This is a genomic window from Streptomyces sp. NPDC050732 (assembly GCF_040654255.1).
Classification (GTDB): Bacteria; Actinomycetota; Actinomycetes; order Streptomycetales; family Streptomycetaceae; genus Streptomyces.
The window spans coordinates 47,803-64,691 of the sequence record NZ_JBFAHP010000006.1; the positions used below are offsets into that span (position 1 = coordinate 47,803).

General features: G+C 71.5%; 15 protein-coding genes. 5 read left to right on the forward strand and 10 right to left on the reverse strand.

All coding sequences use genetic code 11. The annotated features are described in order from the left end of the window. Positions 1 to 125: 125 nt before the first annotated feature. The 3 genes from AB0H82_RS07165 to AB0H82_RS07175 all read right to left on the reverse strand — a co-directional run bounded on the left by AB0H82_RS07165 (position 126) and on the right by AB0H82_RS07175 (position 3,402). The gene (locus AB0H82_RS07165) at positions 126 to 605 is read right to left on the reverse strand and encodes a cupin domain-containing protein (RefSeq protein ID WP_362989723.1); all 480 of its coding nucleotides are present in this window, start codon (positions 603 to 605) and stop codon (positions 126 to 128) included. 136 nt (positions 606 to 741) lie between these two features. After that, positions 742 to 2,820, reverse strand: coding sequence for an MMPL family transporter (locus tag AB0H82_RS07170; RefSeq protein ID WP_362989725.1), 2,079 nt, complete (start codon positions 2,818 to 2,820; stop codon positions 742 to 744). 99 nt (positions 2,821 to 2,919) lie between these two features. Then, positions 2,920 to 3,402, reverse strand: a complete 483-nt coding sequence (locus AB0H82_RS07175; RefSeq protein WP_362989727.1) for a MarR family transcriptional regulator — start codon at positions 3,400 to 3,402, stop codon at positions 2,920 to 2,922. Positions 3,403 to 3,609: 207 nt separating this feature from the next. Here AB0H82_RS07175 and AB0H82_RS07180 point away from each other — a divergent pair, with 207 nt between their 5' ends. The 3 genes from AB0H82_RS07180 to AB0H82_RS07190 all read left to right on the forward strand — a co-directional run bounded on the left by AB0H82_RS07180 (position 3,610) and on the right by AB0H82_RS07190 (position 6,363). Then, complete coding sequence (locus tag AB0H82_RS07180; protein WP_362989729.1) at positions 3,610 to 4,668, forward strand: YncE family protein; 1,059 nt, start codon at positions 3,610 to 3,612, stop codon at positions 4,666 to 4,668. 71 nt (positions 4,669 to 4,739) lie between these two features. Beyond that, complete coding sequence (thpR, locus tag AB0H82_RS07185) at positions 4,740 to 5,363, forward strand: RNA 2',3'-cyclic phosphodiesterase (RefSeq protein WP_362989731.1); 624 nt, start codon at positions 4,740 to 4,742, stop codon at positions 5,361 to 5,363. Positions 5,364 to 5,520: 157 nt separating this feature from the next. Beyond that, complete coding sequence (locus AB0H82_RS07190; RefSeq protein ID WP_362989733.1) at positions 5,521 to 6,363, forward strand: methyltransferase domain-containing protein; 843 nt, start codon at positions 5,521 to 5,523, stop codon at positions 6,361 to 6,363. Positions 6,364 to 6,450: 87 nt separating this feature from the next. On the opposite strand, the gene AB0H82_RS07195 is transcribed toward AB0H82_RS07190, so the two are convergent. After that, positions 6,451 to 6,945: a hypothetical protein gene (locus tag AB0H82_RS07195; protein ID WP_362989735.1), complete on the reverse strand. Its 495-nt coding sequence runs from the start codon at positions 6,943 to 6,945 to the stop codon at positions 6,451 to 6,453. A gap of 236 nt (positions 6,946 to 7,181) precedes the next feature. On the opposite strand from AB0H82_RS07195, the gene AB0H82_RS07200 reads away from it, so the two are divergent. Then, the gene (locus tag AB0H82_RS07200; protein WP_362989737.1) at positions 7,182 to 8,153 is read left to right on the forward strand and encodes a DUF3500 domain-containing protein; all 972 of its coding nucleotides are present in this window, start codon (positions 7,182 to 7,184) and stop codon (positions 8,151 to 8,153) included. 166 nt (positions 8,154 to 8,319) lie between these two features. Here AB0H82_RS07200 and AB0H82_RS07205 read toward each other — a convergent pair whose 3' ends face one another. The 4 genes from AB0H82_RS07205 to AB0H82_RS07220 all read right to left on the reverse strand — a co-directional run bounded on the left by AB0H82_RS07205 (position 8,320) and on the right by AB0H82_RS07220 (position 11,769). Further along, the gene (locus AB0H82_RS07205) at positions 8,320 to 8,679 is read right to left on the reverse strand and encodes a hypothetical protein (RefSeq protein ID WP_362989739.1); all 360 of its coding nucleotides are present in this window, start codon (positions 8,677 to 8,679) and stop codon (positions 8,320 to 8,322) included. 225 nt (positions 8,680 to 8,904) lie between these two features. Beyond that, on the reverse strand, positions 8,905 to 9,660 hold the full coding sequence (locus tag AB0H82_RS07210; RefSeq protein ID WP_362990052.1) for a phosphotransferase: 756 nt from the start codon (positions 9,658 to 9,660) through the stop codon (positions 8,905 to 8,907). A gap of 679 nt (positions 9,661 to 10,339) precedes the next feature. Further along, complete coding sequence (locus AB0H82_RS07215; protein ID WP_362989740.1) at positions 10,340 to 10,759, reverse strand: hypothetical protein; 420 nt, start codon at positions 10,757 to 10,759, stop codon at positions 10,340 to 10,342. A gap of 122 nt (positions 10,760 to 10,881) precedes the next feature. Beyond that, a complete protein-coding gene (locus tag AB0H82_RS07220; protein WP_362989742.1) occupies positions 10,882 to 11,769 on the reverse strand; it encodes a winged helix-turn-helix domain-containing protein in 888 nt (295 codons plus the stop codon). Positions 11,770 to 12,142: 373 nt separating this feature from the next. Between AB0H82_RS07220 and AB0H82_RS07225 the strand changes: the two genes are divergently transcribed. Next, entirely contained in the window at positions 12,143 to 14,431 is a 2,289-nt protein-coding gene (locus tag AB0H82_RS07225) for a LuxR C-terminal-related transcriptional regulator (protein ID WP_362989744.1), read from the forward strand. A 97-nt stretch (positions 14,432 to 14,528) separates the two neighbouring features. Here the strand turns inward: AB0H82_RS07225 and AB0H82_RS07230 are convergent, their stop codons facing one another. Then, entirely contained in the window at positions 14,529 to 16,262 is a 1,734-nt protein-coding gene (locus tag AB0H82_RS07230; protein WP_362989746.1) for an AMP-binding protein, read from the reverse strand. Next, positions 16,255 to 16,740 (reverse strand): nuclear transport factor 2 family protein, encoded by a 486-nt coding sequence (locus tag AB0H82_RS07235; RefSeq protein ID WP_362989748.1) that lies wholly within the window; start codon positions 16,738 to 16,740, stop codon positions 16,255 to 16,257. The genes AB0H82_RS07230 and AB0H82_RS07235 overlap by 8 nt, the downstream gene beginning before the upstream one ends. Positions 16,741 to 16,889: the final 149 nt, after the last annotated feature.

A 16,889-nucleotide genomic window follows, 5' to 3' on the forward strand; every position in this document is an offset into this window, starting at 1 on the left:
ACACGCTCGCCGGAAGCACTTGGCAAGACCTTGCCGCTTTCTTGCCGTTCCGCAGGGGCCGGAGTGGGGCTCCGGCCCCCGGGATGAGGGAGGCGACTACTTCGCGCGGGGTCTTGAGTAAGCGATCACTCACCACCACGTCGGGAAGGGGTGGGTGTGGTCACCAGCGGCTTCGTCTCGTCGACGACGTAGGTGGACAGCATCATCGTTGTTACCTTCCCGATATTGCGGGCGTTGTGGATGGTGTCGGAGGGGATGAAGAAGGGGTCGCCCGTACGAAGCCGCAGGGTGGTCCCGTCGTCGAACTCCATCGACACATCGCCGCGGACGATGTAGCCGACCTCCACTCCCGGGTGGCTGTGGCGGCCCGATTCCCTGCGCCGAGGTATCTCGACGAGGGTCTGCACGGTCTTCCAGCCCTTGGCGGGCGAGGGGTTCTCCTGGAGCAAGGTGCGCGTGACGCCGGCGGTCGGGTCGTGAGCGGGCGAGTGATGGCCACGGGACGGCGTGGAAGATGCCTCGGCGGTCGAGGCAGAGGCGACGGCGCCGAGCGCGCCGGCTGCCGCGACGCCACTGGTACACAGAAGAGAGCGACGGTCCCACATGATGAACTCCCTGATCGGCAGGCGGAATTGCCTTTCTGTCCTGTGAACGCCCGCGGCGGTGTGCCGGTTCACCCTGCAACGCCGTGTTCTTCATGGCCCGAGGTCGAAGTGGCGCCTCGGCTTCTTCCAGATGCGCTTAGACGCGTCCGGGCCACCACGCCGTGTCGCCGATGTCGCGGACCAGTGCGGGGACGAGGAGCGAGCGTACGACCAGGGTGTCGAGGAGGACGCCGAAGGCGACGATGAAGGCGATCTGGAGGAGGAACGCGAGGGGGATGACGCCCAGGGCGGCGAACGTCGCGGCCAGGACGACACCGGCCGAGGTGATGACACCGCCGGTCGCCGTCAGCCCGCGCAGGACTCCCTCACGCGTGCCGTGCCGTACGGATTCCTCGCGGACCCGCGACATCAGGAAGATGTTGTAGTCCACGCCGAGGGCCACGAGGAAGACGAAGCCGTACAGCGGTACGGAGGCGTCGGTGCCGCTGAAGCCGAACACATGCTGGAAGACCAGTGAGGACACCCCCAGGGTGGCGACGAAGTTGAGGGCGACCGTCGCGACCAGGAGCAGCGGCATGAGGAGTGAGCGCAGCAGGCCGACGAGGATCACGAGGATGATCGCGAGGACCACCGGCATGATCAGCACCCGGTCGTGCTCCGCGGTCTGCTGGGTGTCGTACTGCTGAGCGGTGTAGCCGCCGACGAGACCGTCGGCGCCGTCCACCGCGTGGACCGCGTCGCGCAGCCGCACCACGGTCTCCTTGGCGGCGTCGCTGTCGGTGGGGTCCTTCAGTGTGGCGTCGAGGCGTACGCGGCCGTCGACCACGAGGGGTTCGCCCGCACCGGGGCGGCCGGACGCGGTCACGGCCGAGGCCTCGGCCACCCCGTCCGTCCCCTTCACCGCCGCGGTGACCCGGTCGAGCCGGGAGGCGTCGGCGATGACAACGGCCGGGTTCCCCGAGCCGCCGGGGAAGTGCTCGCCCAGGGTCTTCTGTGCCGCGACGGAGGGCGCGTCGTTGACGAAGATCTCGTCCAGTGGGACGCCCTTGGAGTGCAGGTTCGGCGCGAACGCGGCGCACACGCACAGTGCGGCGAGCGTCCATGCCCAGACCTTGCGCGGCGCCCGGTCCACGGTCCTCGCCACCTTGCGCCACACGCCGTGCCCGGCCGTGCCCTCCTGCGCGGCACGGGGCTTGGCGGGCCAGTACGCGGCCCGCCCGAGCAGGAGCAGCGCCGCGGGCAGGAAGGTCAGCGCGCTCAGGACGGCACAGGCGATGCCGATGGCGCCGACCGGGCCGAGTGCCCGGTTGTTCGTCAGGTCGCTGAGCAGCAGGGCGAGCAGGCCGAGGGCGACGGTCGCGCCGCTGGCAACGATGGGGCCGGTCGAGCGGCGCAGCGCCGAGCGCATGGCGGCCACCCGGTCGCCGTCGAGCGCCAGTTCCTCGCGGAACCGGGCGGTGAGCAGCAGTGCGTAGTCGGTGGCGGCGCCGATGACGAGGATGGACAGGATGCCTTGCACCTGCCCGTCGACGCGTACGACGTCGTGGTCGGCCAGCGCGTAGACGATCGCGCAGGCGAGTCCGAGAGCGAACACCGCGCCGACGATGATGACGAAGGGCAGCAGCAGACTGCGGTAGACGAGCAGCAGGATCAGCAGGACGGTGACCAGGGCGACGCCCAGGAGGATGCCGTCGATCCCGGCGAAGGCGTCGGACAGGTCGGCCTGACTCGCCGCCGGGCCCGCAAGTCGCGCGGTGGTTCCGGGGACCTTCGCCGCCGCCTTCTCGATCCGCTCCAGGGCCCTGGGCAGCTCGTCGCCCAGATCGGGCCGTAGCTGCACGATGCCCTGCAGTGCGCGGCCGTCCTCGGCGGCCAGGGCCGGCGAGGCGCGGCCCGTCGTGCCGGGCGAGCCGTCCAGCGAGCGCAGGGACCGGGAAGCCGCCTCCTTCTGCGCGGCGGTCAGACGCTGTGTCCGCTCGTCGTCGGCGGCGGTCCACACGACGACGGCGGGCAGGGTCTCCTTCTGGTCGAAGGCGCGTTGCGCTTCGATGACCTGGGTCGATTCCGCGTTCTGCGGGAGGAAGGCGGCCTGGTCGTTGGTGGCGACCTCACCCAGCTTCCCTGCGTAAGGACCGAGCACTCCGCCGACGCCGAGCCAGGCGACGAGGAGGACGACGGGGACGAGCCAGCGGGCGAGGCGTGCACCGGCGGACATGTGGCTCCTAGAGGTGACTCAACCATGAACTATCTCAATGATTGAACCAAATGTCGGGAGGGGACGGGTGGCCGCCCCTGTCGGGTGGCCGTCTTCGGATCAGGGGGACGGAGGGCGTACGTCCGCGAGTTCCTCGTTGAGCGCCGCCAGAAACCGCATGACGACGTCCAGTTCCTCGGTGTCGAAGAGGGCCCGGGTGCTCTCCGTGGCGACCGCGAGCGGCTGGAAGAAGGCGCGGGCCGCGGAACGGGCGCTGTCCTCGTAGTGCAGATGGACGACCCTGCGGTCCTGGCTCTCCCGGGAGCGCCGGATGTGCCCGGCCCGTTCGAGCCGGTCGAGGCACGCGGTGACGGCGCCCGAGGTCAGCCCCAGGTGCGTGCGCAGCCGCCCCGGGGTCATCGGCTCGTCGGCGTCCAGGATGGCGCTCAGGGCCTGGACATCGGTGGCGTGCAGGTCCTGACCGGCGGCGAAGGCGTGCACGACGCGGTTGAGCTCGCCGTTCATGCGGCGCAGCTGGACCGCGAACGACTGCAGGTCCGTCGCGGTGCCGCTCTCGTCCGTCGGATCTTCGGTAGGTGCCACGTGATCAGCCTATATACCCGTCGCCGAGCTCCGGGGCGTGGGCCGCGGGGGCACGAAGCGCCGGCCGAGGGACGCGCGGCTGGACCGCGCGGCACGAACCGATCGAGCCGCATGCATGACCTGCGTCACACGCCTTGCGGGGCGGGATCCTTACAGAGGCTCCTGGGGCCACAGTGTTCGGAGTCGAGGAAACGAGGTGGGGCCGTGGTGGCACGTCGTACGGTGGTCAAGGCAGCGGGCGGCGGCGCGCTCGCAAGTGGTCTCCCGGCGTCCGCCGTGAGCGCCTCCCGGGGTGCCGCGCGGGGTGACGCGCGGGGTGACGTGCGGGGTGACGTGCTGCTGGTGGTGGAGAAGAGCAGCCACGCGGTCAGCTTCTACGACGTCACATCGGGCCGGCTTCTGGGGACCGTCCAACTGCCCGACTACCCCCACGAGATGGTCGTCGACTCGCGGCGGCGCTTCGCCTACGTCGGGCACTACGGCGTCCGCATGGCCTCCACCGTCGGCGAGGGCGGCGCCGCCGTCTTCGTGATCGACCTCGACCAGCGGGCCCTGGCCCGGACCATCGACATCCGCCCCTACAACCGCGTCCACGGCATGGGCATCGACGACCGGGACCGGCTGTACGCGCTCAGCGAGGAGAAGGCGGTGCTGCTCGGTTTCGACGACCCGGCCACCGACCGGGCACCCACCAGGGCGGTGCCGACGCACGGGGTGAAGACCCACCTCTTCTCCCTCACCCGCGACGGCGAACGGGCTTATGTCACGGGCCTGTTGTCGCACACGGTGAGCTTGGTCAGGCCGTACGACGCTGCCGTACCCCCGGTCCTCGTGACCCCGGGGCAACTGCCGGAGAGCAGTTGCCTGAGCACGGACGAGAAGACGCTGTTCGTCGGCGCCCGCAGGAGTTCCGCGCTGGTCGCCGTCGACGCGCGCACCATGAAGGTGCGGCGGAGCCGGAAGGTGGGCGGTGACCCGCTGCGGGTCTACACCCTCGACGAGGACCGGCTGCTCGTGACGGACATCGTGGGGAACACCCTCACGGTGTGCGCCACCGCCGACCTGCGGCCCCTGCGCACCCTGCGGCTCGACGGAATCCCGGCCGCCGTCTCGCTCCACCCCGACGAGGCGGTGGCGTACGTGTCCCTGCTCGACGTCGACCGGATCGCCGTCGTCGACCTCGACCGCCTGACCGTCACCGGCGGCTTCGCCACCCGGTCGGAGCCGGACGTCTCGGTACTGCTGCCCGCCGCCCGGGCTTCCTGAGGCTGAGGCTGTGGGCGCTGCGGGCACAGTCCGGGTTCAGCCCCGCGGGCGCATGAGGTAGGAAGGCATGCGTGACCGAACCGCCCCAGTCCCCCACCCAGCACGCGTTCATCGCCCTCGCCCCGCCCGACCGTGCGAAGAACGAGCTGGCGCAAGCCCTGAACCCGGCCTACGCCGCCTACCCCGACCTCCGCTGGAACCGCATCGAGGACTGGCACATCACGCTGGCGTTCCTGGGCGAGGTGCCGGTGCAGGCCGTCCAGCGGCTTCGTATACCCCTCGCCGACCTGGCAGCCGCCCGCCCCTCACTCGAACTGGCGCTGGTGGGTGGCGGGCACTTCGACGAGCGAGTGCTGTGGAGCGGCATCAAGGGCGATCTCGACGGACTGCACGAGCTCACCGAAGCGGTACGGGCACGGCTCAGGGACTGCGACGTCGCCTTCGTCGACCGTCCGCTGCGTCCCCACCTCACGCTGGCCCGCGCTCGCCGCTACGACAACGCGTCCGTAACGGCTGCGGCCGCCTGCCTCGACGGCTTCACCGGACACCCTTGGCAGACCGAACGCCTCCACCTGGTCGGCAGCACGATAAAGGGCCACTCGGGCCCGCGGCGCTATCAGGACATCGACGCGTGGCGCCTTGTCACCGGCCACAGACGTCTCGATCGGAAAACCGCCACAGGCGGCCGTGCGTGAGCACCAGGACGTTTCGGTCCCCGCGACGGCGCCGGGCCGGCCCCGGGTCCACGCGTCCTGAACCGGTCACTCATTCGGTTCCTGTGCAGGCGGGCGGCGCAGTCGCGAGACTGAGTCCGACGACCGGACCGCAGCAGCGATCATTGGAGGCAAATCCATGCCGTACCACGGTGGTTCGCGTGGCGAGGACGTGGCCCGCGACTATTACGAGAGCAGCGACGTCGACACGTTCTACGCCTACGTATGGGGCGGCGAAGACATTCACAACGGCATCTATACGCATGCGGGCGAGGCGGTCGCGGACGCCTCCCGCCGCACGGTGGAACGGGTGGCCGAGAAGGTCGCCGACCTCCTCACACCCGAAGCCGCAGTGCTGGACATCGGGTCCGGTTACGGCGGCCCGGCCCGCTGCCTGGCCGCCACCTTCGGCTGCCCGGTCACCGCCCTGAACATCAGCGAGACACAGAACCGACACCACCGCGCCGTCAACACCGAGCGTGGGCTGGACGGCCTCATCGACGTGGTCACGGGATCGTTCCAGGACATCCCCCATGAGGACGGCCGCTTCGATGTCGTCTGGTCCCAGGAAGCCTTCTGCCACAGCCCGGACCGCACTCGCACCCTGGCCGAGGCCGTGCGTGTCCTCAAACCGGGAGGGGCCCTGGTCTTCACCGACCTGATGGCCGACGAGGGCACTTCCGCCCGGACGCTGCGCCCCGTCGTGTCCCGGCTGCAGGTGGACGAGCTGGCCACACCGGAGTTCTACCGCAGTTCGCTCGCGGCGCTCGGCATGTCGGATGTCGACTTCGACGATCTCAGCGACCAGATCGGCAACCACTACGAGCGCCTCACCGAGGAGACCCGCCACCGCGAACAGGAACTGCGCACGGTCATCAGCCCCGACTACGTCGACACGCTACTGAACAGTCTGTCCCTGTGGGTCGACGCGGCGCACCGAGGACAGCTGCGCTGGGGCATCTTCCACTGTCGCCGCCTCTGAGCTTGAGACCGGACGGCGCCGCGACGTCATCGCCACCATGCTGGCCGGAGGGGCAGCGGCGAAGACGACGAAGACGCGCGACCCGTGTCACGCCGAGAGGCTGCCCGTACTTCCGCCCTCCGGGACGCCCCCTCGCCGCGCTGACCTCGCGCGGTGCTCGTCCACGAAACCCACCGTGATGAGCGCCAGCACCGCCGCGAGGGCGAAGGCGGCCGCCACGGCGTTCAGCAAGGTGTAGGGGCCGCTTCCCGCGACCACGCTTCCGTCGTCCAGTAGGCAGTCGAAACCCAGCGGGACGTAGGACGGTTCGTGCCCGGCGAGCCGGTCGAGGGTGCCGGGCGGGAGCGAACGGCAGGGAACGGCCGGCGACGACGACGCGCCCGACTCGGCTTCGCTCGCCTCCCACTGGACCGAACCGAGCCCGATCGTGTAGGTGATGACGGCCGCGGCCGCCGCCATGCCCGCGCTCCAGCACAGCAGATCCCGGCCCCAGTCCGGGCGACGCCCGGGCAGGGCCACGGACACCACTTTGACCGCGACCGCGATGGCCCAGAGGGGCGCGGCAAGCAGTGCACCGTACATGAGCAGGACGAACACGCCAGCCGCCTCTCGGATGTTCCTCGGCCGAGGCGACGGATCGCCGCCCTGTGCCGGACATCATGCCCGGCCCGCCGGTATGGGTGGGAACGAGGTCCGTGGCCCCGGAACGGGGCCCGTCGCCCGAGAGCTGGGCCCGTCGCCGCCGAATGACGCACCATGGGTCACAGGGGCGACACCGCCCCGTGTACGCGCACGTCGGGCGAGGCGGAGGAGACACGGTGGACGGGGATTCCTGGGTGGCGACGGCCGCGGACATGCGGGAGGCGGCGCACGCGTTCCTGTCCGTCCTGGAGCCGGAGCAGGTACGTGAGTTGCGGGCGGGCCCCGGTCGGCTGGACGCGCCCGAACTGCGCGAGTGGACGTACCTGCCGGGTGCGCGTCCGGGGCTGTCCACCGAGGGACTCGACGCCGGGCAGCGCGCCGCGGTGGACGGGCTGCTCGCCGCGGCGCACAGCGCGACGGGAGCGGAGCTGGCCCGCGGCGCGATCGAGGTGGAGCGGCACCGCCGTGCCATGGCCGGCGCCGCGGGAGCCCCCGACCGCTACTGGCTGCGGCTGCTCGGCGACCCGGACGGCGACGCCCCTTGGGCGTGGCGCATGAACGGCCACCACCTCGCAGTACACGTACTGGTCACGGGCACGGGCGTCCGGGTGACCCCGCACTTCATCGGTGCGGAGCCGGCGCGTGTCGCACAGGGGCCGCTGGCGGGCCGTCGGTTGCTGGGGCCCGAGGAGGACCTGGCCAGGGAACTGGTCACGGACCTCGACCCCGACCGGCAGGCGGTCGCGGTCTTCGACAGTGTGGCGCCGGACGACATCCTGACCCGCGACGACCCGTTCGCCGACCCCGCCCGGCTGCCGACGGGACTCACGCACGGCGACATGACGCCAGATCAACGCCGGCTCCTGGAACGCCTGGTGCGCCGCTACCTCGACCGCGCGCCGACGGCGTACGCGCGGCAGTGCTGGGACGACACCGTGGCCAGGGGGCTGGACGCCCTCACCTTCGCCTGGGCAGGCGGCCGGGCGCCTGGCGATCAGCACTACTACTGCGTCCGAGCCCCCGACTTCCTCATCGAGTACGACAACACTCAGGACAACGGCAACCACGCCCACTCGGTCTGGCGCCACCTGCGCCACGACTGGGGGATCGACCTGCTCCGCGCGCACTACGCGGAACAGCACGGATAGGACCAACCCCGCGGCAGCAACCGCACCTTCAGGCCGAGGTTCCGGAACCCCAACGACTAACCGCCGACGGGCTTCTCTGTGAAGCGCAACCACGCGCTGAGAGCCGCATGCAGTTCGATCACCGCTGCCCGGTCGAGGGTCTCGCCCGCTCTGCCGACGTGCAGTCTCACTCCCCCGCCGGTGACGGCCCACCCCACCGGCAACTGGCGCGGAAGGCCGTGATGGCGGACTCAAGGGGCTGCGGCGTGTGGGGAGCCGCCCCGATGAAAGCCTCCATCAACTCAGGGTGCGGCAGCCTGTGGTGGGGTGGGTGCTCCTCGGTGTCGAGGCGTACGACGCCCGGCGGGATGAGGGGGCGGGTATAGCCCCTCTTGGTGTAGTCGGCGTGGTGCTCCCGCAGGTGGAGGATGGGGCGGGCCAAGGGGCTCTCGCCGCTGCGTACGGGGCTCTCGTGGATCAGCGCGCTCGACGGTTCGGGCCGGGACAGTCTCGGAGCCTTCCCGTAGGGGCCATGGGCGCGGTGCAAGACACCTGACTCGGTCACCAGTACCGTCACTTGCCGGCCGGTCGTGTCATTGCCGAGCCGAAATCCCACAACCAGCGTCGCCATCAGCTTGGTTGCCTCCCTCCACTGTGCCGCCACGCTAGCGACTACAGCGACGTTCTGGGCTCCGATCCTCCGATTCCGCGGGCTCGTCCGGATCCCGCCGTCGCAGGGCTTTGGCTCTTCCGGTTGCCCGTGCGGCCGGCCTCACATCCGGGATCTCAGCACGTCGACCTCACAGCCCGGCGCGGTCGGATCGAAGCCGTGCTCGGCCAGCCAGCGGACGGCCAGCAGGCTTCGCAACGACCACCACGCGCGGATCACGTCGATGTCGACGTCGACATCGGTGCCGTAGCCGGCGATGACGTCACCGAGGTGTTCCTCCTGGCCGAGTGTGAAGGTGGCGAGGTCGTACAGGGCGTCGCCCCGGCCCGCTTCGGACCAGTCGATGATGCCCGTGATCGCGTCGTCGCCGTCGACGAATACGTGCGCGATCTGCAGGTCGCCGTGCGTGAACGCCGGAGTCCACGGCCGGAGCGCGGCCTCGGCGATCCGGCGGTTGCGGGTGACCAGGTCGGCGGGCAGGACGCCGTTCGTCACGAGCCACTCGCACTCGCCGTCGAGTTCCGCCGTCAACTCGTCGCGGCCCCGGCCGGCCCGGCCGGGCCAGGGCGGCAAGGGTGCGTCGTGCAACTCACGGATGGCGGCGCCCGCCGCGGACCACGCCGCCGGCGACGCGGTCGACGGCTCGCCGAGGCGGCCGAGCGTCGTCCCCGGGAGCGCGGCGATCGCGAGCACGGGCGGCTTGCGCCACAGGACCTCCGGAGTCGGGACCGGCGCGAGGGCCATCGCGTCGACCTCGACGTCGACGCGGGCCTGATCGGCGTCCACCTTCAGGAACACGTCACCTACGCGCAGGGTCGCGCGTTCGGAGTGGGCGACGACGACGTTGACCTCTTCCATGGCACCAGTCTCGTCCGTGTGATGGGGCAGCGAGGCGTCGAAGGCGACCCCCGTGCGGTCGCCGCCGTCGCAGCACGGTGAGGTGATGTCCGCGGCGACCTCCCGCAGGAAGTCCGGGCCGATGCCGACCTGCTCGGCGCCGACACCGGCCGCCCACAGATGCGAGATGGCGAACACGGCGCCGAGGCGCTCCAGTTCCCGCAGCGCCGCGACACCGGCGCCGGTGAGCCGGGAGCCGGTGGCGCCCTCCCCGCTGCCGTCGGCGAGCGCGGAGCGCCCCCAGTGGGCGAGCGAGACCATCCGCAGGGTGCGGTTCAGCGCTCCCTCCGGCCGGAACCGGTCGTCCACGAACACCGGAAGGACCTGTATGTCCACGCCGTCCTCGCGCAGCTGCGGAAGCCGCCGTTCACGGAAGAACTCCGCCCAGCGGTGCGGGGGCCGCTCCACCACCGACATGAGCAGGTCGTTGGGCGTGTCGGCGCCGACCACGGCTCGTGCAGATCTTCGGTCACCTTCGGCTCCTCCTCGGATGCATGCCTGCGACTGCATGCCTGCGACGCCAGACGAGAGCGAAGAGCTGAAGTTCGTCGCGAAGCCCCAATGCCGGCGGAGTTCTCCGTATCACCGCACGAAATTCCCGCACGAGGGCGAAGGGAGCTTCACGTGCGGCGGGGGTCCGTCAGCAAGGGCGGATGAACCACGCGTCCGACCAGTTGCCCCAGCTTTTCTTGTTGTTCGGCGCTATCTCCGGCCACACGAGTTTCCTTTCCTTGTTGAGCACCTTGGCGTACGCACCGTCCTGGTTGTTGATGTAGGCGCCCACGCGCTCCCAGTTGGTCAGCTCGTAGAGTCCGCACTGCCAGAACACGTGGATCTTCCAGCTCTTCTTCGCCTCGTCCCATGTCTCGGTGCAGAAGCGGCCCTTCGGGCAGGAGCTCAGCCCGTCCGTCGTGTGAAAGACCCTCTCGGGTGCGGGCTTGACCGTCGGTGAGACCGCCTCTGGCGACACCGGGGCCGCCTGGGCCTGGGTGGCTGCCAGGGTCGCCGTCAGTGAGGCCAGGGCGACGGCCGTCGCGAGTACGGAGTGTTTGATCAGCATGTGCTTGCCTCCTCGGTCGTGCGCGGTGTGGTTCGTGTCCTCCGTGCACAGCCTGGGCGGCCCGGGAATCGCAGCGCATGTGGTTTTGGCTCCGGCCAAAACGTCGGGCGGGTGGTGGCGTCTCAGCGACTGCCGAGGAGCTGATGCCCCAGGGGCGTCGCGGTGTGCAGGACGCGTTTGCCGTCGCGTCGGGACGCGATGAGTCCGCCCTCCCGCAGCACGGCGAGCTGCTGGCTGACGCTCGGCAGCGATACCCCTGTCGCGTGGGCGAGTTCGGAGGTGGTGGGGCAGGCGAGCACGGCGGCCTCGTACAGGAGCGCGGCGCGGGTGGGCCCCAGCAGGCGGGCCAGCGACGCCGGGGAGGCGGTGGACCATGGCGGCGTCTTGTCGACCGGGTAGATGAGTACGGGCCGCAGTTCGCTGTCGGCCAGTGTGATGGGGCGCCGCCAGCAGAAGTACGACGGGACGAGCAGCAGGCCCCGGCCCTGGAGGCGCAGGTCGTACTCGACCGGGTAGTCGACCGTCAGCACGGGCGGCTCCCACACCGCCATCGGCCGCAGACTGTCCAACAGCGCCCGCGTCCCGCCGTCCACGAGGGCACGGGTGCGCAGCGCCCGGTCCGTCGCCGTGGCCGCGTCGATGTGCCGCCACACCGGCGCGATGAACTCCCGGTGGTAGGTACGGAGGTTCCCGCCCAGCGCCGTCAGCGCAGTCGTGTCACCGCGCGCCAGCTCCGCGCCCGCCCAGGGCCGTCCGCCGCTCGCCGACAGCAGGGCCAGCTCGTGGCGCAGTCGGCGCCTCGGTGTCGCGAGCACCCGGTCGACGCCCTCCCGCAGCTCAGGGGGGCCGCCTTCGACGGGCGGGGTGAGGAAGTCCGGGAAGTACGCGGCACGCGGGACCAGACTGGACAGCGCCGACGCCACCCCTCGGGCCTCCTCGCCCCGGCGGATCAGGCCGCCGGCCATCCGCCGCCACGGCGCGAAGGCGAGGGCACCCTCACGGGTCTGCAAACGGCACAAGCTGCACACGATCTCCCACAGTGGGTCCGGTCGCCGGGCAAGCCTCACGTTCTCCACATCACTGCCAGTGAAATGGATGCGCAGCATGGCTCCCCCCGGTCGGCCTTGGACGCTCGACCAACACTGTGACACGCACGGGATCCGGGACGAGGGCCAATCCCGGTCATGCGCAAGGCAATTGCTCACCGGGGAGCCGCGCAAGGTTCATGCGGAACCGACGCGCCAACCCATAGACTCAAATAACAAACCAACAGCGCGGTTTTGGCGTCAAGATTCTTTTCTCAAGATCTACGGGGGCGGCAGAAATGATCAATGCACAGGGGAACACGACCGAGAACCAATCGCGCGGAACCAAGGTCTGCCCATGAAGGCACAATGCGCGGCCTGGGGCGGAAAGCCGCCGGGCATGCGTTCCGGACACGCGTCGCGGCCCTCGGCGTCGGCGCGCACTCCCCTGGTCGGACGCAGCCTCGACCTCGTGAACCTCTCCGCGCGACTCGGCCGGCCCACAGCCCGGTTGATCACCCTCGTCGGGCCCGGCGGCGTCGGCAAGACACGGCTCGCCGAGGCCGCGGTGGCGCACGCCGCGCCGCCCGTCGTGCGGCATGTGGACGCCCATGAGATCGAGGCTTCCCAGGCGCTGGCCGAGGCCATGGACGTACCACCGCCGTCGGCCGAGGCCTGGCTGGTCCTCGACGGCTTCGAGCCGTCGGGGGACACCGCGTCGGCCATGGTCGACGCGCTCCTCGACGAGCGGCCCCTGCTGCGGGTCCTTGCCACCGGCCGCCGGCCGCTGCGGGTCCGCGGCGAGCAGGTGGTCCCTGTGCGGCCGCTGTCCGTGCCCTCGCCTCCCTACCACCAGGACGTGTCGGAGCTCCAGGAGCACCCGGCGGTGACGCTCTTCCTCGACCGGGCCAGGAGGATCGTCCCCTCCTTCACCCTCACCGCGGACAACGCCCGGACCGTCGCCGAGATCTGTGCCCGCCTCGACGGCATCCCCCTCGCCATCGAACTCGCCACGAACCGGCTGCGGTTGTTCGACCTCGACGTCCTCCTGACCCGGCTGCGGGACGGCAGGCCGGTCCTCGGGGGCAGCCACCCGGCACGCTCGCCCCGGCACCGCTCCATCAGCGCGATCTCGGAGCGCAGTTACGACCGGCTCGACGAGCGCCGGCTCGATCTCCTCACCCGGCTTTCGGTGGCCGTCGGCAGCATGAGCCTCACCACCGTCGGGGAGCTCTGGGGCCTGCCCGCCGACAGGGCCGAGGAGACCGTCGAGGCCCTGGCCGCCCACGCGTTGCTGCGCGTGCACACCGCGGACACGGAGACGCGGTGCTCGATGTACCACATCGTCCGGGAGTCCGGTCTGGAGCGGCTCGAAGCGGCCGGCACCCTGGACCAGGTCCGCGACCAGCACGCCGAGCACTTCCTTGCGCTGGTGCTGCGGGCGGAACCGCACCTGGCCGGGCCCCGGCAGCGCGCATGGCTCGGCCGGCTGGCGACGGACCACGACAACGTCCGGGCCGCCCTCTCCCATCTCACCGCGCGGGGGCGGCAGCACGACACCGCCCTGGCCGCGCTCGCCCTGCGCCGGTACTGGCTGACGCGTGGTCACCTCGCCTGCGGTGAGCGGTGGTTGGCGGACGCCTCGGCCGTGCTGCTCACCGGCGCCGGGCATCGGCACCTCACCGCGCGGGCCGAGGCCGCGCGAGGCGCCCTCGCCATGGCCGCCGGGGACAGCCGTCTCGCGGCGGACTGTTTCCAGCGGGCCGCCATCGCCTACGCGGAGTGCGGGCAGCACCATCTGGAGCTGACCGCCCGCGCCCGGCTCGCCGCGGCGCGGCCCGACACGGCATCCGCCGGCTCCCGCGCCCCGGCGGAGCACGTCCTCACGGCCGCGCGGACGTCCCCGGCGGCGGAAGAGGTCGGGGAGGCGGCACTCGCACTCGCCGCGCAGACCCGCCGGACGGACGCCAAACTGGCCTCGGAGCTGCTCGACGCGGCGGAGACCGTGTACGCGCGGGCGCAGGACGTACGCGGCCAAGGACTCGTGCTGGTCCAGCGCGCCGATGTGAGCATCGCGCGCGGCGATCAGGAGCGGGCGGAGAGCCTGCTCCACGAGGGCCTGCTCCGGCTGCAGGCCGTCGGGGAGTGCACCATGCTGCCTCCGGCCCTGGAAGCCCGCGCCTATCTGCTGTGGCAGCGCCTGCCGGAGCAGGGCGAGCGGATCGCGAGGATACTCGCCGCATCGGCGGCCATCCGGGAGGCGACCGGGGCGAACCCGCTCCCGGCCGCGGCCGTGCCCGCCTCCGCCGCGCGGGAGCTGCGCGAGTTCTGCTCCGGCCCGGAGTACGAGGCGGTACGGCGGGAGGGGCGGGCGCTGTCTCCGTGGGCCGCGGCCCAGGAGGCGCTGGCCGCGCCGCTGCCCACCGGGCCCCCGCCGTCCGCGGCACCCGACTCCGCGCGCCTTTCGGCCCGCCAGTACGAGGTGGCCCTGCTCGTCAGCAACGGACTGACCAACCGGCAGATCGCCGCTCGGCTCAACCTGTCGGAGTGGACCGTGGTGAATCACGTACGGCACATCATGCGCCGTCTGGACGTGCCGTCCCGCGTCCACATCGCCCAGTGGGTGGCTCAGCGGCAGACGCGGTAGCGGCCGGGAGGCGGGCGACGCCAGGGCCTGGACACGCCCGTGGCCGAGGCCGCCTCCCGGTGTGCCGGGCGGTCGTCGGACGCCCGCCCGGCCGGGGTCATGAGACGGGCTCCCGGGCCAGCAGCGGGCGCAATTCCCCGACGAGGACCTTTCCGTTCTCGTTCTTGGGAAGCTCCGCGACTGCGACGACCCGTTCGGGGATGTACCACTCCGTCATTCCGCGCCCGGCGAGAAACGCGCGCAGCTCCGCCAGGTCGGGCGTCCGGTCCGCGCGGGGCGCGAGTACCGCGCAGGCGTGTTCCTGGCCGTCCTCCCCGCTGTAGCCGATGATCACGGCCTCGCGCACGTCGGGGTGGTGCAGGATCTCCCCCTCGACGTCCGCCACGGGGATCATGTACGGCCCGCCGACCCGGCGGCTCGCCCGCCCCTCGAAGCGCACACCGCCCGCGCCGTCGTCGCGGACCAGATCGCCGGTGTCCATCCACCCTTCGTCCCGCGTCCAGGTCGGCCGCGCCGTACCGCCGTCCGCACCGGGCGACCACACGGCCACGCAGACGGAGGGGCCACGGACCCAGAGCCGGTGCACGCCGTCCTCCCCCGGGACCTCGCGCAGGGAGATCTCCAGGCCCGCGAGGGGACGCCCGTCACTGCGGACGGCACCGGCCGGCGGCCCCCCTTCCGGAGTGCGGATGCCCATGCCGAGTTCGGTCATCCCCCAGCAGGTGCGCACCGGCACCGCGAAGGCGTCGGTGACGTCGGCCACGAGTTTCGGCACCACGGGCGCGCCCCCGCACATGACGAACCGCAGGGCGGGCAGCTCGTGCGGGTCGGCCCGCTGGGCCTCGACGAGCTGGGTCGCGAAGGGCGGTGCGGCGAACACCTGGGTGACCCGTGCCTTCGCCATCAGCTTCAGCTGTTCCGCCGCGTTCCAGGTGTCCAGGTACACGCCGGTGCCCCGGGCGAGGATCGGCCCCCAGAGGCAGTACAGGAGACCGGCGAGCCCCGAGACGGGGTGGGGCGAGCAGAACACCTCACCCTTGTCCCAGCCCCGCTCGGCGGCGTCGGACGCCGCTGCGGTCCCGGCGTGGAGCGTGTTCTCGGTGTGCAGCACGGCCTTGCGCTCGCCGGTGGTGCCGGAGGTGAACATCACCAGGATCACGGAGTCGAGGTCGCGTCCGGAGGGCACCTCGATCGGGTGCGGCAGCCGGGCCTCGTGCGCGGTGTGCAGGAAGTGCGCGGCGAAGTCGACGGCCCCGTCGGGCACTTGGTCTCCGTGGACGACGAGGTGGCGCAGCTCGGGGAGCCCGGGCGCGATCTCTTCGAGGGCCGCAGCGTAGTCGTATCCGTTCCAGGTGTCCGGGACGACGCAGAGGCTCGCCCCTGTCATCCGGAGCAGGCGCTCCGTCTCCCGGCTGCGCATCGTGGGCAGCAGCGGCACCGCGACGGCGCCCGTCCACGCGCAGGCCAGGGTGAGCGCCGCGGCCTCCCACCAGCCGGGGAGCTGGAAGGCGACCCGGTCGCCGCGGCGGATCCCCAGGGACAGCAGGGCGGCGCCGAACCGCTCGGCGTGGCCCGCGAGTTCGGCGTATCCGATGGTGACCGGGTCGGCCGCGTCCGTGCGGGCGGCGACGACGGCAGGTGCGTCGGGGTGCTCGGCGGCCGTGTCGAGGAGGTCCTGGATGATGGACCGGTCGCGCCACCAGCCGCGCTCGCGCATGCGCGTGGCGACGTCCTCGGGGGGCCGGGTCCCGAAGGGGATCTCCCCGGCGCCCGGATCGCGCGGCCCGGGTGCGCCCGGTCCGGGGGCGGGGGAAGCGGCGGGCTCAGCCACGCGTTCCCCCGTCATGGGGTGCGGATACGATCTCGGGCGCGGGGTCGACCAGGTCGCGGGGGAACTCCATGCCCCAGCGCACGAGTTGGATGTATGGCAGGTGCAACGACCCCACGGCCACGACCTGTTCGGTGATGCGGCCGTCACGGACCCGCACGGTGTGGGCCTCGATGCTCGTCCCGCGCTCGCCGGTGGGCTCCTGCCCGAGGAACGGGCCGGTGTTGTGCCAGTGCATCGAGAAGCGGAACGCCACCCGGGTGCCGTCCGCGTTGGAGAACTCGTCGTGCAGGGCCACCCGTACGCCGGGGAACCCCTGGTGCACGGCCTTGCAGAACTGAAGGATGAACGGGACGCCCTTGACCCCCCACTTGAGGGGCGTGTAGAAGACGGCGTCCTCGTCGTAGAGCTCGGTGAGAGCGTCCCAGTCCTGCTCCCCGAGGGCCCGGATGTATCGCTGAATGAGCGTCTCGCCGTTCAATGTCCGCTCCTGCCTTTCCTGTGTCGTGGTGCGCTGCCTTCACTCTCACCAGTACCGACGCAGCGGCGCCGCGAAGTGTGACAGGCCCGCCCCTTCCCAGGATTCCTTCCGCGCCCATGTCACGGTTTCGCCTCCGGCTGCGTCGGTCC